Source organism: Streptomyces sp. NPDC048269 (assembly GCF_040652395.1).
Lineage (GTDB): Bacteria > Actinomycetota > Actinomycetes > Streptomycetales > Streptomycetaceae > Streptomyces.
Genome location: NZ_JBEZLW010000029.1, coordinates 58476 through 73083, shown reverse-complemented (window position 1 = coordinate 73083; position 14608 = coordinate 58476). Strand labels below are relative to the sequence as shown.

Sequence of the window (14608 nt, the reverse complement as noted above, 5' to 3'; positions counted from 1 at the left end):
TCCTAGAGACGGGGCGGGGCGGTGGAGAGCCGGACCTTGAGCTCGGTCGAGAGCTCCATCCGGGGGCTGACCAGGGGCTGTCCGTCCAGGAGCTGGAAAAGTGTGCGGGCGGCGAGCCGGCCCATCTCCTCCAGCGGCTGGCGCACCGTCGTCAGCGGCGGTGACAGCCACTCGCACATCGGCAGGTCGTCGAAGCCGACCACGCTGAGGTCCTGGGGGATGCTCCGCCCGCCCTGCCGGGCGGCTTCGTAGACGCCCATCGCCTGCTGGTCGCTACCGGCGAAGACGGCGGTCGGCGGCTCGGGGAGGGCGAGCAGTTCCCGGGCGCGCTGGAACCCGTCCTCGTGCTGGAAGTCGCCGAACCGGATCAGGTCGCGGTCGACCTCGATCCCGGCCCGCTCCAGCGCGGCGCGGTACCCGTCGATGCGGGCCTGACTGCAGAGCATCTCCTTGCGCCCGCCGATCGCGGCGATCCGGCGGTGCCCCAGCTCCAGCAGGTGCTCCGTGGCGGCGAGGCCGCCCGCCCAGTTGGTCGCGCCGATGCTCGGCACACCGTTGCCCGGCAGGTCGATCGGGTCGATGACCACCAGCGCCACCCCGGCCTGTTCGACCTGGGCACGCTGGGCTTGGGTGACCGAGGCGGTGACGAGGATGACGCCGTCGCTGTGGTGCAGGACCGGCAGCGCGGCCCAGCTCGACGGCGTGGCCTCGCCCGGCGGGACGAGCGACACGACGGTGCCGACGCTCCGCTGGGCGCACTCGGCCTCGACGCCGCGCAGTATCTCCACCGCCCACGCGCTGTCCAGACCGCCGATGATCAGGTCGACCAGGCCTGACCTGCGGGCCCTGGCCTGCCCACCGGGGTGGAGGTAGTTGTGGGAGCGCAGCAGGCCCTCGATCCGTTCGCGTGTCGAGGGTGCTACATCGGAGCGGCCGTTGACCACTTTCGACACGGTGGCCTGGGAGACCCCTGCCTCCGCGGCGATGAGGGCCAGGGTCGGACGCTGCTCGCTCAACTTCTCTCCTCTGCGCGAACGTCTTGGGCTGACGACAGGTATCGCAAACTTTCGAAGAGTTTCCGGTCGGCGCGACCAGGTTGTCAAGCTCCAAGTGCGATGAGGCATAGGGGAATTCAGTAAGAAGGCTTGACCGGGGGGCCGCGCGTTCCTAGTTTGTGGCAGCACCGAATCGAGGATGTTGCGAAACAGTTTCGAAATCGAACCGCATTCCCCACCCCGGAGGTCCCATGGCCAGCACACCCCCGAGCCGACGAAGCTTTCTCGCGCTCTCGGGCCTGACCGCTCTGTCCGTCTCGCTGACCGCGGCCTGTGGCGGCGGGGACTCCGGCTCGAGGCCGACGGCCGGCGGCAAGGTGACCTTCGCGTGGTGGAACATCGCCACGACGGAACCGGGAAAGTCCCTCTTCCCGCAGATCTCCTCGGCGTTCACGGCCGCCCACCCCAACATCACGATCAACACGACCTCGTTGGAGAACGAGGCTTTCAAGTCCAAGCTGACCGCCACCACCTCTTCGGGCAAGCTCCCCGACGTCTTCCAGACCTGGGGCGGCGGCGTGCTGCAGCAGCAGGTCGACGCGGGGCTGGTCGAGGACCTCACCGACGTGCTCGGCTGGTCTTCCGAGCTCACGCCCGTCTCGCTGCAGGCCTATCAGTTCGAGGGCCGGACCTACGGGGTGCCCTACGACGTCGGCATGGTCGGCTTCTGGTACAACAAGAAGCTCTTCGCCCATGCCGGGATCACCGCTCCGCCGGCCACCTGGGCCGAGCTCCTGGAAGACGTCAAGAAGCTCAAGGCGGCGGGCGTCACTCCGATCGCCCTCGCGGGCAAGGAGAAATGGCCCGGCCACTACTACTGGGCCTACCTCGCGATGCGCGTCGCAGGCCTCCCCGCGCTGGAGCGGGCCGCGACCACCAAGGACTTCACCGGCGCGGGCTTCGTCCAGGCAGGCACCCACCTCAAGGAGCTGGTCGACCTCCAGCCGTTCCAGACGGCCTTCCTCGGCGCCGGCTACGCCACACCCGGAGGCCAGGCCGCGACCATGGGCAACGGCAAGGCCGCCATGGAGCTGATGGGGCAGTGGGGGCCATCGGTGCAGAAGGACGCGGGCGCCGATCTCGGAGCGGACCTGGGCTTCTTCCCCTTCCCGACGGTCGACGGCGGGGTCGGTCAAGCCACCGACGTGTTCGGCGGTGGCGGTGGCTTCGCGCTGCGCAAGGGCGCGCCGAAGGAGGCGCTGGACTTCCTGAAGTTCTTCGTTCTGGAGAACGAGTCCAAGCTACTGGCCTCCAACGGCTACCTGCCGGTGGTCAAGGGCGCGGAGAGCCAGCTCACCGACCCCAACAGGAAGGTGGTGGCCGACAGCCTGGTCAAGGCGACGGGCTTCCAGCTCTTCCTCGACCAGGCCTACCCGCCGGCGGTCGGCCAGGAGGTCAACGACAGCGTCGCCGACCTCATCGCGGGCAAGAAGACACCCGAGCAGGTCACCCGGTCGATCACCGAGGCTGCGAAGGGTGCCTAGCTCCGTGTCCACCCTGACCAAGGAGCGGACGCAGGACGCCGGGCCGGTGCGCCCGCCCGCCCCGGCACGCTCGCTCCCGCGCCGGCTGGGAAGCTGGGCGTCGGTCGCCTGGTTCCTCGTCCCGGCTCTGGTCCTCTTCCTCGTCTTCGTCCTCGCCCCCATCGCGGTCGCCGTCTACACCGGCTTCTTCAAGTGGGGCGGGGTCGGCCCCCTGGAGGACTTCGTCGGCTTCGGGAACTACGCCAACCTCTTCCGGGACCAGGTCTTCCTCGGCGATCTGGAGCGCGGGCTGTACCTGATCGCGCTGTCGGTCACGGTCCAGTTGCCGTTCGCGCTGTTCACCGCTGTCCTGCTCAACCAGAGGCTGCGCGGCCGGGCCGTCTACCGGATGCTGTTCTTCGCGCCGTACATCCTGTCCGAAGTGGTCACGGCGGTCCTCTTCACGATGATCTTCCTTCCCGGTGGCGGCATGGCAGACCATCTCGCGGGCGCCCTCGGCCTGGAGGGGCTGCAGGGCAAATGGCTCGCGGACCCCTCGACGGTCATGCCGACCCTGTTCGTGGTCATGACCTGGAAGTACTTCGGGTTCCACATGATGCTCTTCCTCGCCGGGCTGCAAAGCATCCCGGGCGAGATCCTCGAGGCCGCCTCCATCGACGGCGCCGGCGCCTGGCAGCGCTTCCGGCACGTGACGCTGCCGTTGCTCGGCCCGACGATCCGGATCAGCGTCTTCCTTTCGGTCATCGGTGCCATCCAGCTCTTCGACCTCGTCTGGGTCATGACCGCGGGCGGGCCCAACCACTCCTCCGAGACGATGGCGATCTCGATGTTCCAGTTCGGGTTCAAGCGCTACCAGGTCGGCTACGCCAGTGCGATCAGCGTGGTGCTGTTCATGATCAGTCTGGTCTTCTCCCTCTTCTACCAGCGCTACGTACTGCGCCGTGACCTGAGCGGGGCCGTCACCTCGGGAGGTGGCCGATGAACGCACGCAGAACGGCACGCGGCCTGTCGCTGCACGCCGTGGTCTGGCTGATCGGCGCGTTCGTCGTCGTGCCGCTGGTCTACGCGGTGATCTCCGGGTTCAAGAGCACCGGCGAGCTGACGACCAACCCGTTCGGGCTGCCGGAGCACTGGAAGACCGGCAACTACGCCGGCATTCTCGGCGACGGAATGTTCTGGCGGCAGATCGCCAACAGCGCGGGCATCGCGATCGGCACGACGTGCTGCACGGTGGCGGCGTCCGCGATGGGGGCGTTCGTACTGGCCCGTTACGCCTTCCGGGGCAGGGAGCTGTTCTACACGCTGTTCACGATCGGGCTGATGTTCCCGTTCGCGGTGGCCGTCCTGCCGCTGTTCCTGCTGCTGCGCAACTTCGACCTGCTCGACAACCCGCTCGGAGTGATTCTCCCGCAGGCGGCCTTCGGGCTCCCCATGACGATCATCATTCTGCGCGGGTTCTTCCGGACCATCCCGGCAGAGGTCGAGGAGGCGGCCGTCATGGACGGCTGCGGCAAGTTCCGTTTCTTCTGGAAGATCCTGCTGCCGATGGCACGTCCGGCGCTCGGCACGGTCTCGGTGCTCGCGATCGTCGCGAGCTGGAACAACTTCTTCCTGCCGCTGCTGGTGTTCAACGACCCTCAATGGCAGACGATCCCGGTCGGCGTCCAGCAGTTCCAGGGTCAGTACTCGACCGACTACGCGCTCGTCCTCGCCTACATCGTGCTCGCGATGGTCCCCGCCCTCGCCTTCTATGCCGTCGCCGAACGGCAGTTGATCGGCGGACTCGCAGCGGGCGCCACCAAGGGCTGAACCGTCCCGCATGACCTCCACCCCCGAGGAGACGTCGTGAAACGCCTGAACGCATTGACAGCAATATTGTTAGCGCTAACAACACAGGCCGTGGCCGCCCCCGCGCGCACCGGCATCGACTTCCGCGCCGAGCTCCAGCCCATAGACGGATTCGGCTTCTCGATGGCCTTCCAGCGGGCCGACCTGCTCCACGGCGCACGCGGCCTCAGCCCGGCCAAGCAGCGCGAGGTGCTCGACCTGCTGCTCAGCAGGGACAAGGGCGCGGGCCTTTCGATCCTGCGCCTGGGCATCGGGTCGTCGACCGACAGGGTCTACGACCACATGCCCACGATCCTGCCGGCCGATCCCGGCGGGCCTGAGGCCACGCCGAAGTACGCATGGGACGGCTGGGACGGCGGCCAGGTCTGGCTCGCCAAGGAGGCCAAGCATTACGGCGTCACGCGGTTCTTCGCCGACGCCTGGAGTGCCCCGGCCTTCATGAAGACCAACGGAAGCGAGAACGACGGCGGCGAGCTGCGGCCCGAATGGCGTCAGGCCTACGCGAACTACCTCGTCCAGTACGCGAAGTTCTACCGGCAGGAAGGCATCGGGATCACCGACTTGGGGTTCACCAACGAACCCGACTGGACGGCGACCTACGCCTCGATGCGGTTCACCCCGCAGCAGGCCGTCGACTTCCTCAAGGTGCTCGGGCCGACCGTCCGCGCGTCCGGACTGAAGACCGGGGTGGTCTGCTGCGACGCCGCGGGCTGGGACCGACAGGTCGCCTACACCGAAGCCATCGAGGCGGACCCCGCGGCCGGCAAGGCCGTGCGGACCATCACCGGCCACCGCTACAGCGGTCCGACCGAGGTGGCACAGCCGACCGACAAGCGCGTGTGGATGTCGGAATGGTCGCCGGACGGCGCCACCTGGAACGAGAACTGGGACGACGGCAGCGGCTACGACGGTCTCACCGTCGCGGCCGACATCCAGAACACCTTGACCGTCGGAAACGCCAATGCCTACGTCTACTGGACCGGCGCGTCCCTCGGCGCGACCCGGGGGCTCATCCAGCTCGCCAACCCCGGTGACGGCTACCGGGTGTCCAAGCGGTACTGGGCGCTGGCCGCCTTCAGCCGGTTCATCCGCCCCGGCGCCGTCCGCGTGCCGGTCACGAACGCCGGCCCGGCACTGCAGATCACGGCCTTCCGTAACACCGACGGCAGCCGCGTGATCGAGATCCTCAACACCGCGACCACCGAAAGCTCCGCCGAGTTCTCCCTCCGCGGCGGGCACGACCGCCGCCCCGACGGTTACGTCACCGACGAGACCCGCTCGATTACCCCGGCCGACATCGTCTCCACGCACGGCACGACCCTCAAGGCGACGCTCGCCCCACGCGCGCTGACCACGATCGTCCTCGACTGAACCGCTCGTAGCCGGAGGAGTAGTCCGTCATGCCCATTCCCAGGTCCACGTCCCGGATTCTCACCGCTCTGTCCGCCGCCGTCTGCCTGGCGGCCGGTCTCGCCGCCGCGCCCGCAGCCGCCGAGCCCCGTCCCAGGACGCTCGGCGAACTGGCCAAGAAGCACCACAAGTACTTCGGCTCCGCCACCGACAACCCCGAGTTCACCGACACCGCCTATCTGAAGCTCCTCGGCAGCGAATGCATCCCGTACGCACGCTCGCCGGCGACGTGGTCACCGGGTACCGGCCGCACGACCACCGCTGGCACAAGGGCATCCAGATCACGGCGTCGTGGGTGTCGGGGCAGAACTTCTGGGGTGGCGGCACCTACCTGCGCGGCCAGGGCTACGTGGACCTGCCGAACCTCGGCACGATGCGCAGCCTCACCGTCTCCGCCGAAACGGGCCAAGGCCGCGCCGTGATCACCGAAGCCCTGGCCTGGCAGACGATGGCGGGGGAGCACTGGATCGACGAGCGCCGCACGCTGACCGCACACGACGTCGGGGCCGATTCCTGGACCCTGGACGTCACCACCTCGCTGACCAACGTCCGCGACACCGAGCTGATGTTCGGCAGCCCCGGCACGCAGGGCAGAAAGCTCGCCGGATACTCCGGCCTGTTCTGGCGCGGCCCGCGCGACTTCACCGGCGGCGAAGTGATCGGTCCCGCGATGGGCGAGCAGGGCGACTGGCTGGCCTTCACCGGGACGCACGACGAGGTCGACCGCTCCTCCACGCTCCTGTTCCTGGACGATCCCGACGCCCCCTGCCGCTGGTTCGTCCGCAGTGAGCCCATCCCCGCCGTCAACCCGTCCCTGGCGTTCGGCAAAGAACTGTCGCTGGCCCCGGGTGACACCCTGGCGCGCCGCTACCGGATCGTCGTGGCCGACGGAGCATGGACCCCCGGGCGACTGTCCCGCCACATCGCGGAATACCCGTGGTGACCCTGCTCCCCGGCGGCGTGGGGATCTCCGGGTTGACCGTGTACGACTGGGAGGCGGCCGACGGGCTGTGCGGCGGCACGCCCCACATGCACCTCGTCTGCTCCGAGGCCTATGTCGTCACCGGCGGCGCGGGCAGTGTCCAGACCCTCACCACCTCCGGCTTCGCCGACACCCCGCTGCTCCCCGGCGACGTCGTCTGGTTCACCCCCGGCACGATCCACCGCCTCGTCAACGACGGCGGCCTGCGCCTCGTGGTGCTCATGCAGAACAGCGGACTCCCCGAGGCGGGCGACGCCGTCTTCACCTTCCCTGCTCCGGTGCTGGCCGATCCCCACGCCTACCGGAAGGCGGCCGCCCTGACCGGCGACCATTCCGCGGCAGCGCGCCGCCGCCGTGACCTGGCACTCGAGGGTTTCCTGGCCTTGCGCGAAGGCGGGCTGCAGGAGTTCCACATCGCGGCCCACCGCCTGAAGAGCGCGCTCCTGGACGCCTGGTGGATCCGCTGGCGGGACGGCCCCCTGGCCGCAGCCGTCACGACAGGCCGTCAGCTGGAACGGCTGAAAGCCGGAGACCTCTCTCATCTGGACCACGGCGAAGTCTCACGCCTGGAGTGCCCGGAGCACCAACGCTTCGGCATGTGCGGCCGCCTTCACACCTATCCCGTCCCAGACCCCCTGACGCGGCCGCTCGGCGGTTCGTCGGGGTCACCTCACCCCCGCCCCCCAAAGGAGCTCTTCTGATGTGGTTTCGCCATCCGTCACGGGTCCTGAGACTCGTACTCGCGGTCCTTTCGTCCTTGCTGCTCGGGGCTGCTCTCCTCGGTACCCAGCCCGCCGTCGCCGCCGCCGCGGCGACCGTCGACCCCAACGCCTCGTACGCGCTGGTCAACCGCAGCAGCGGTAAGGCCCTGGACGTCTACAACCTGGCGACCAACGACGGTGCGCGCATCACCCAGTGGACCAGGAACGACCAGAACCAGCAGCTGTGGCAGTTCGTCGACTCCGGAGACGGTTACTACCGCATCACGTCCCGCCACTCCGGCAAGGTGCTGGACGTCTCCGGCCGGTCCACCGCCAACGGCGCCTCGATCGTCCAGTGGAGCGACGTGAACGGTACCAACCAGCAGTGGCGGCTGGCCGACAGCTCGGACGGCTACGTGAGGTTCATCGCGCGCCACAGCAACAAGGCCCTCGAAGTCCAGGGCGCCTCCACCGCCGACAACGCGAACATCGTCCAGTACGACGACTGGGGCGGCACCAACCAGCAGTGGCAGCTCGTCAAGGTCGGTGCCGGCAACCCCGGCCCGTGCGGTCTTCCGTCGACATACCGCTGGACCTCGACGGGCGCGCTGGCGCAGCCCAAGGCCGGGTGGGCCTCACTCAAGGACTTCACCGTCGCCCCCTACAACGGCAAGCAGCTCGTCTATGCGACGACGCACGGCGCGGGACCGGGAACGGGCTGGGGTTCGATGAACTTCGGCCTGTTCACCAACTGGCCGGAGATGGCCTCGGCCAGCCAGAACACGATGTCGAACTCCGTTGTCGCGCCCACGCTCTTCTACTTCGCGCCGAAGAACATCTGGGTGCTCGCCTACCAGTGGGGAGGTGGGAGCGCCTTCTCCTACCGGACGTCCAGCGACCCCTCCAACCCCAACGGCTGGTCGTCACAGCAGGTGCTCTTCTCCGGAAGCATCACCGGCTCCGGAACAGGACCCATCGACCAGACGCTCATCGGTGACGGCACGAACATGTACCTGTTCTTCGCCGGTGACAACGGCAAGATCTACCGTGCCAGCATGCCGATCGGGAACTTCCCGGGCAGTTTCGGATCGGCGTACACGACGGTCATGAGCGATACGACGAACAACCTGTTCGAAGCCCCGCAGGTCTACAAGCTTCAGGGCCAGGACCGCTACCTCATGATCGTCGAGGCGATCGGCTCGCAGGGGCGCTACTTCCGCTCGTTCACGGCCACCAGCCTGGACGGCTCATGGACACCCCAGGCCGCGACCGAGAGCGACCCCTTCGCCGGCAAGGCCAACAGTGGCGCCACCTGGACCAACGACATCAGCCATGGCGAACTGATCCGCACCAGCGCCGATCAGACCTTCACCGTCGATCCCTGCAACCTGCAGTTCCTCTACCAGGGACGCGACCCCAACTCCGGTGGTGACTACGGCCAATGGCCCTACCGGCCGGCTCTACTGACACGGCAGCGCTGACAACGTGACACCGCTCCGGCTCCGATGAGGAGCCGACCCTGAGCACCGGGTTCACGGGGTGGCCGGCCCACCCCGTGAACCCGTTCTTCGATTCACCAAGGAGCGATCTTCATGCGCAGGAAACGCAACCGCACGCTGCTGACCATGGCGGCCCTGGCCCTGGCCGTGGCCTCCACGCTCACCTCCGCCCCCCAAGCTCAAGCGCTCGACAACGGCGTGGGCCGCACCCCGCCGATGGGGTGGAACACCTGGAACACCTTCGGCTGCAACATCAACGAGACGCTGATCCGCCAGACTGCCGACTCGATGATCAGCTCCGGCATGCGTGACCTCGGATATCAGTACGTCGTCGTCGACGACTGCTGGTTCGACCCGACCCGCGACTCCGCCGGCAACCTGCAGGCCAATCCGTCGAGATTCCCCAGCGGCATGAAGGCGCTCGGCGACTACCTGCACACCCGGGGCCTGAAGTTCGGCCTCTACCAAGCACCCCTGGACCGGACCTGCGCCCAGTACTTCGGGTCCTATCCGGGCGCCACCGGCAGTCTCAACCACGAGGTCCAGGACGCCCGGCAGTTCGCCGCCTGGGGCGTCGACTATCTCAAGTACGACTGGTGTTCCCCCACCGGCACCATCGACGACCAGGTCCGCACCTTCGCGAAGATGCGCGACGCCCTGGCGGCCACCGGCCGGCCGATCCTCTACAGCATCAACTCCAACAGCATCCACGAGAAGACCGGCCCGCAGCGCAACTGGGGCGACGTCGCCAACATCTGGCGCACGACCGAGGACATCACCAACGTCTGGAACTCAGGTCAGACCAACGGCTATCCGATGGGCGTCCAGAACATCGTCAACGTCAACGCGCCGCTGTCGGGCTACGCCAAGCCGGGGCAGTTCAACGACCCCGACATGATGGTGGTCGGCCGGGGCGGCATGACGGACACCGAGATGCGCAGCCACTTCGCCCTCTGGGCGATGATGGCCGCTCCACTGATCGCGGGCAACGACATGCGGAACATGGACGCCACGACCGCCACGATCATGAAGAACCAGAACCTGGTCGCCCTCAACCAGGACCCGCTCGGCCTCCAGGCCACCCAGGTCAGCAACGACGGCACCCGCCGCATCCTGGCCAAACGGCTGAGCAACGGCGACGTCGCGGTCGCGCTGTTCAACCAGGGCGGCAGCGCGACGACGATCAGCACCACCGCCTCGGCGATCGGCATGTCCGGAAACTCCTTCAGCCTGCGGGAGAGCTGGACGAACGCCGTCACCTCGACCACCGGAGCCATCTCGGCGAGCGTGCCGGCCCACGGCACCGTGGTGTTCCGGGTCAGTGGCGCAATGCCCAACCCCGTGTCCACGATCCAGGGCGTGGGGTCGGGAAGATGCCTCGATGTCGCCGGAGCCTCCCCAACGAACGGAACCCGGGTGGACATCTGGGACTGCCACGGTCAGAGCAACCAGCAGTGGACCTCCACGGCAGCCGGTGAACTGCGGGTCTACGGAAACAAATGCCTCGACGTGAACCACAACGGCACCGCCGACGGCACCAGCGTGCTCATTTGGGACTGCAACGGCCAGACCAATCAGACGTGGCGTTTCAACACCGACGGAAGCATCACAGCCCTCGGCGCGAACAAGTGCCTGGACGTACCCAGCAACTCCACGGCAAACGGCGTCTACATCCAGATCTGGACGTGCCACACGGCCGCCAACCAACGGTGGAGCCGAGTCGCCGGGGCCCCGCACCACACCGTGCTGTCGAGCGCCGTGGGAACCGAGGAACTGGGAGACCTCGCCGACATGCTCGGCACGGAGCTATTGGTCATCGACGGGGACACCGGCATCCGCCGGTTCACGCAGGAGATGCGCTGGAACCAGGCCTACCACCGGCTGGCGCAGGGATTCTGACGCCTGCCACCACCGCGCCCGCCGTTCAGAAGGGACACACGTGATCCACTTCCGCTCGCGCCGCACCGCGTTACGCCGTACTGCCGCCCCCCGCCCCCGCCCCCGCCCTGGCGGGCCAGCATGCTCCGGCCGCCTACACCAACCCGCTGGCCGTGGAGCAGGCGGCCACCACCGAAGCCAGGGCCGACGCCACCTTCCGCGTGGAGTAGCCGCAGTACGGCCCGCGCCCACCCCGTCCGGAGGCGCGCCGTCAACCGCCACCGTCCAGCGGCTGTTCCGTCCAGATGGTCTTCCCGGCCGCCGTGTACCGGCTGCCCCAGCGGTGGGTGAGCTGCGCGACGAGGAACAGGCCGCGGCCGCCCTCGTCGGTGAGCTGCGCCCGGCGCAGATGAGGCTGCGTCTGGCTCGGGTCGGAGACCTCGCAGATCAGCACCTGGTCCTTGATCAGCCGTAGGCCGACCGGGCCGCCCGCGTACCGGATGGAGTTCGTGACCAGCTCGCTGACGATCAGCTCCGTGGTGAAGACGAGATCCTCCAGTCCCCACGCGGTCAGCTGGTCCGCAACGAGCGTGCGGGCCCGTCCCACGAGGGAGGGGTCGGCAGCCAGCTCCCACGCGGCGGTGGCGTCCCCGGGCACCTCCCTGACCCGCACCACGAGCAGTGCGAGGTCGTCCTGTGTCGGCTCGCCGGCCAGGTCACCCAGGAGGCCGCGCCCGATCTGGGTGACCGGCAGCCCGCTGTCGGCGCCCTTCCGGGCCCCCGCCCCGATCACCTCCCGCTGCCGCTCGGAGCGGTCGGTGCCCTTGGCGAGCGCGCCACCGCAGAAGACGAGCACGTCGCCGGGGCCCAGGCGCAGTTCCACCCGTTCGAACGGCTGCCCGCCCGTGCCCAGGACGGGACCCGGCCGGTAGGTCACCGTGCCGCTCCCGGCGCCTCCCCGGGCGGCCAGCACGGGCGGAGCGTGGCCGGCACCTGCGAGCGCGCAGGTGCGGGACACCGGATCGTAAGTGGCGTAGAGGCACGTGGCACCGGTCAGCGCGCTGGGCGCGCCCGTAGCCGGATCCTGGCGGTCGTCGTCCTCGATGAAGCGCACGACGAGGTCGTCCAGGTGGGCCAGCAGTTCGTCCGGACTGAGATCGAGATCGGCCAGGGTCTGCACCGCCGACCGCAGCCGTCCCATGGCGGCCGTGGCGTCGAGGCCGCGCCCTTCGACCGTGCCCATGACGAACGCGAGTCGCGTGGAGGGGAGTTGGATGACGTCGAACCAGCTGCTGCCGACGGCCGCGGTCGTGGCGCCGGCCACGTGGACGCCGGAGGTCTCGGCGCCGGTGACGTCCATGACCGGCCTGGGCAGGAGACTGCGCTGCAGGGCTTCCGAGGTACGGCGCTCACGGGTGTACCGGCGGGCATTGTCCATGCTGAGCGAGGCCCTGGAACCGATCTCCTCCGCGAGGACCGCGTCCTCCTGGTCGAAGGTGCGGCGCTCCGCGGTACGCCACAGGACCAGGGCGCCGAGCACCGCACCGCGTGCTCTCAACGGGACCAGCATGAGGGAGGCGGCCCGGGGCGGGAGGAGCAGCCGTACGCGCTCCTCCTCTCCGGCGAGCACCGCGCGCAGCTCGGTCAGGTCGGGGAGGAAGAACGCCGAGCCCCCGCGCAGGTGGGCGCTCTCGACGTTTCCGAGACGGATGGTGTCGCCCACGTGGTGGCTCTCGGTCGGCCACCGCCCGTCAGCGGCCCGCACGGCGACGCGACGCATCGGCGCTCCGGCGACCAGCTCTCCCGGCTCCTCGCCGTCCAGTACGGGTTCGGTGAGGTCGACGACCGCGAGGTCGGCGAAAGCGGGGATGAGCACGTCCGTCAGCTGCTCGGCGTCGCGCACCATGTCGAGGGAGCTGCCGATCTCCGCCGCGGCCGTGTTGAGCAGCGCCTGCCGTTCAGCGGAGCGCTGGTCCGCGGGGGGCGCGGGGGGCGACCGGCGGACGTCTCCGGCGACGGCGACCGGTACGGAGTCGGCCGGATCCGCGGGCCGCAGGCGCAGCAGGAACCGCGCCGACGAGCCCTCCATCAGGGTGATGATGTCGACGTCGGCATCCAGGTGCCCGGCGTCCGCCCGCCGCAGTCGCGCGCGTGCGCTGCGCCGGGCACCTCCGACAGCTCCGGCGATGAGCCGGGCCCACAGGTCAGCATCCTCGAAGAGCGCGTCCGCGCCGAGCTGATCGGTTTGGCGACCGCCGACCTGAGGAGCGCCCAGGAGCGCCGCCGCCGCACGTGTGCCGGTCAGGACCCTGCCGGCGGCGTCGAGTACCAGTACGGCCGTGGGGAAGTCACCTGATGTGACGGGCTCTCCGGGGCGGTCGCTCACTGGTTCTCACTCCGACAGGGATCGACGACACCCCTGCTCTCATTGAACACCTTGCACGCAGCGTGGGCGCGGCGGCCGAGGCGTTGGTTTCCGTCCGTCGTCGCGCGCGTCCCTCAGGAGCCGGCCTTGCGCTTGTTCCACACGTCGAAGCCGACCGCCGCCAGCAGCACGAGGCCCTTGATGACCTGCTGGTAGTCCGTGCCTATACCGACGAGCGACATTCCGTTGTTCAGTACGCCCAACACGAGACCACCGATGATCGCGCCGAGTACCGTGCCGACACCGCCGGACGCCGAAGCGCCGCCGATGAAGGCCGCCGCGATCGCCTCCAGCTCGAAATTGATGCCCGCTTGTGGCGTACCCGCGTTGAGGCGGGCCGCGAAGACCAGCCCGGCCAGCGCTGCCAGGACGCCCATGTTGACGAAGGCGAGGAAGACGATCCGCTTGCTCTTGACGCCGGACAGCCTGGCGGCGGGCTCGTTGCCGCCGATGGCGTACGTGTGACGGCCCAGGACGGAGTTGCGCATCACGTAGCCGAAGGCGACCAAGAGCACGCCGAGGATGAGCAGCACGATCGGGAAGCCGTGGTAGCTGGCGAGCAGCAGGGTGAAGACGGTCACCGCGGTGGCGATCGCCGCCAGCTTGACGAGGAAGAAGCCCATCGGCAACAGTCGCAGTCCGTAGGCGGCGGCCTGGCGGCGGCCTCGCACCTCCTGTACGACGGCCACCGCGAGCACGCCGAGCCCGAGCAGCAGGGTGAGGTTGTGGTAGTTCGTGTGCGGGCCGGCCTCCGGCAGGAAGCCGCTGCTGATCTGGCGGAAACCCTGGGGGAAGGGGGCCACCGACTGGCCCTGGAGCAGGATCTGCGTCCCGCCCCGGAAGAGCAGCATCCCCGCGAGGGTCACGATGAACGACGGGATGCCCACGTAGGCGATCCAGAAGCCCTGCCATGCTCCTGCCGCGGCCCCGATGAGGAGCGCGGCGCCGGCGGCCACTGGCCAGGGGATGTCGTGGTGCACCATCATCACCGCGGCCGCGGCGCCGACGAAGGCCGCCAGGGACCCCACCGACAGGTCGATGTGGCCGGCGATGATGACGATCATCATCCCGATGGCCAGGATGAGGATGTAGCCGTTCTGCTGGATCAGGTTGGTGACGTTGAGCGGTTTGAGCAGTGTTCCGTCGGTCCAGATCTGGAACAGCACGATGATCAGCGCCAGGGCGACCAGCATGCCGTACTGCCGGATGTTGCCGCGCAGGAGGTGCACGAGGAGGACGCGCGGACCTTCCGGCGCACCGGTGCCCTTGTTCCCGCCGGGGGCGGTACCCGCGGCATCGAAGGCGGGGCTCTGGATCTGGGTCATG

At 68.8% G+C, this 14608-nt stretch carries 11 protein-coding genes; 8 read left to right on the top strand and 3 right to left on the bottom strand.

Annotated features, from left to right (window positions below; genetic code table 11):
• Positions 1-2: 2 nt before the first annotated feature.
• Complete coding sequence (locus AB0D48_RS26230) at positions 3-1016, bottom strand: LacI family DNA-binding transcriptional regulator (protein ID WP_362401703.1); 1014 nt, start codon at positions 1014-1016, stop codon at positions 3-5.
• Between the two features lie 230 nt (positions 1017-1246).
• Between AB0D48_RS26230 and AB0D48_RS26225 the strand changes: the two genes are divergently transcribed.
• The 8 genes from AB0D48_RS26225 to AB0D48_RS26190 all read left to right on the top strand — a co-directional run bounded on the left by AB0D48_RS26225 (position 1247) and on the right by AB0D48_RS26190 (position 10878).
• The gene (locus AB0D48_RS26225) at positions 1247-2539 is read left to right on the top strand and encodes an extracellular solute-binding protein (protein ID WP_362401700.1); all 1293 of its coding nucleotides are present in this window, start codon (positions 1247-1249) and stop codon (positions 2537-2539) included.
• Positions 2540-2624: 85 nt separating this feature from the next.
• Positions 2625-3521, top strand: a complete 897-nt coding sequence (locus AB0D48_RS26220; RefSeq protein WP_362401740.1) for a sugar ABC transporter permease — start codon at positions 2625-2627, stop codon at positions 3519-3521.
• Complete coding sequence (locus tag AB0D48_RS26215) at positions 3518-4348, top strand: carbohydrate ABC transporter permease (protein ID WP_362401698.1); 831 nt, start codon at positions 3518-3520, stop codon at positions 4346-4348. The genes AB0D48_RS26220 and AB0D48_RS26215 overlap by 4 nt, the downstream gene beginning before the upstream one ends.
• 90 nt (positions 4349-4438) lie before the next feature.
• Positions 4439-5758 (top strand): glycoside hydrolase, encoded by a 1320-nt coding sequence (locus tag AB0D48_RS26210; RefSeq protein ID WP_362401695.1) that lies wholly within the window; start codon positions 4439-4441, stop codon positions 5756-5758.
• 238 nt (positions 5759-5996) lie between these two features.
• On the top strand, positions 5997-6740 hold the full coding sequence (locus tag AB0D48_RS26205; RefSeq protein WP_362401692.1) for a PmoA family protein: 744 nt from the start codon (positions 5997-5999) through the stop codon (positions 6738-6740).
• Entirely contained in the window at positions 6692-7480 is a 789-nt protein-coding gene (locus AB0D48_RS26200; protein ID WP_362401689.1) for a cupin, read from the top strand. The genes AB0D48_RS26205 and AB0D48_RS26200 overlap by 49 nt, the downstream gene beginning before the upstream one ends.
• Positions 7480-8961 carry a non-reducing end alpha-L-arabinofuranosidase family hydrolase gene (locus tag AB0D48_RS26195; protein ID WP_362401686.1) on the top strand — a complete coding sequence of 494 codons (1482 nt, stop codon included), beginning with the start codon at positions 7480-7482 and terminating at the stop codon, positions 8959-8961. The genes AB0D48_RS26200 and AB0D48_RS26195 overlap by 1 nt, the downstream gene beginning before the upstream one ends.
• A 111-nt stretch (positions 8962-9072) precedes the next feature.
• Positions 9073-10878: a ricin-type beta-trefoil lectin domain protein gene (locus AB0D48_RS26190; RefSeq protein WP_362401683.1), complete on the top strand. Its 1806-nt coding sequence runs from the start codon at positions 9073-9075 to the stop codon at positions 10876-10878.
• Positions 10879-11128: 250 nt separating this feature from the next.
• Here AB0D48_RS26190 and AB0D48_RS26185 read toward each other — a convergent pair whose 3' ends face one another.
• A complete protein-coding gene (locus AB0D48_RS26185) occupies positions 11129-13243 on the bottom strand; it encodes a SpoIIE family protein phosphatase (RefSeq protein ID WP_362401680.1) in 2115 nt (704 codons plus the stop codon).
• 113 nt (positions 13244-13356) lie between these two features.
• The gene (gene mmsB / locus AB0D48_RS26180) at positions 13357-14607 is read right to left on the bottom strand and encodes a multiple monosaccharide ABC transporter permease (RefSeq protein ID WP_362401677.1); all 1251 of its coding nucleotides are present in this window, start codon (positions 14605-14607) and stop codon (positions 13357-13359) included.
• Position 14608: the final 1 nt, after the last annotated feature.

Excerpts from the sequence above, each read along its gene's own strand:
- mmsB (WP_362401677.1), bottom strand. The coding sequence starts at position 14,607 with ATGACCCAGATCCAGAGCCCCGCCTTCGATGCCGCGGGTACCGCCCCC.
- AB0D48_RS26205 (WP_362401692.1), top strand. The coding sequence starts at position 5,997 with ATGCATCCCGTACGCACGCTCGCCGGCGACGTGGTCACCGGGTACCGG.
- AB0D48_RS26225 (WP_362401700.1), top strand. The coding sequence starts at position 1,247 with ATGGCCAGCACACCCCCGAGCCGACGAAGCTTTCTCGCGCTCTCGGGC.
- AB0D48_RS26215 (WP_362401698.1), top strand. The coding sequence starts at position 3,518 with ATGAACGCACGCAGAACGGCACGCGGCCTGTCGCTGCACGCCGTGGTC.
- AB0D48_RS26200 (WP_362401689.1), top strand. The coding sequence starts at position 6,692 with ATGGACCCCCGGGCGACTGTCCCGCCACATCGCGGAATACCCGTGGTG.
- AB0D48_RS26190 (WP_362401683.1), top strand. The coding sequence starts at position 9,073 with ATGCGCAGGAAACGCAACCGCACGCTGCTGACCATGGCGGCCCTGGCC.
- AB0D48_RS26195 (WP_362401686.1), top strand. The coding sequence starts at position 7,480 with ATGTGGTTTCGCCATCCGTCACGGGTCCTGAGACTCGTACTCGCGGTC.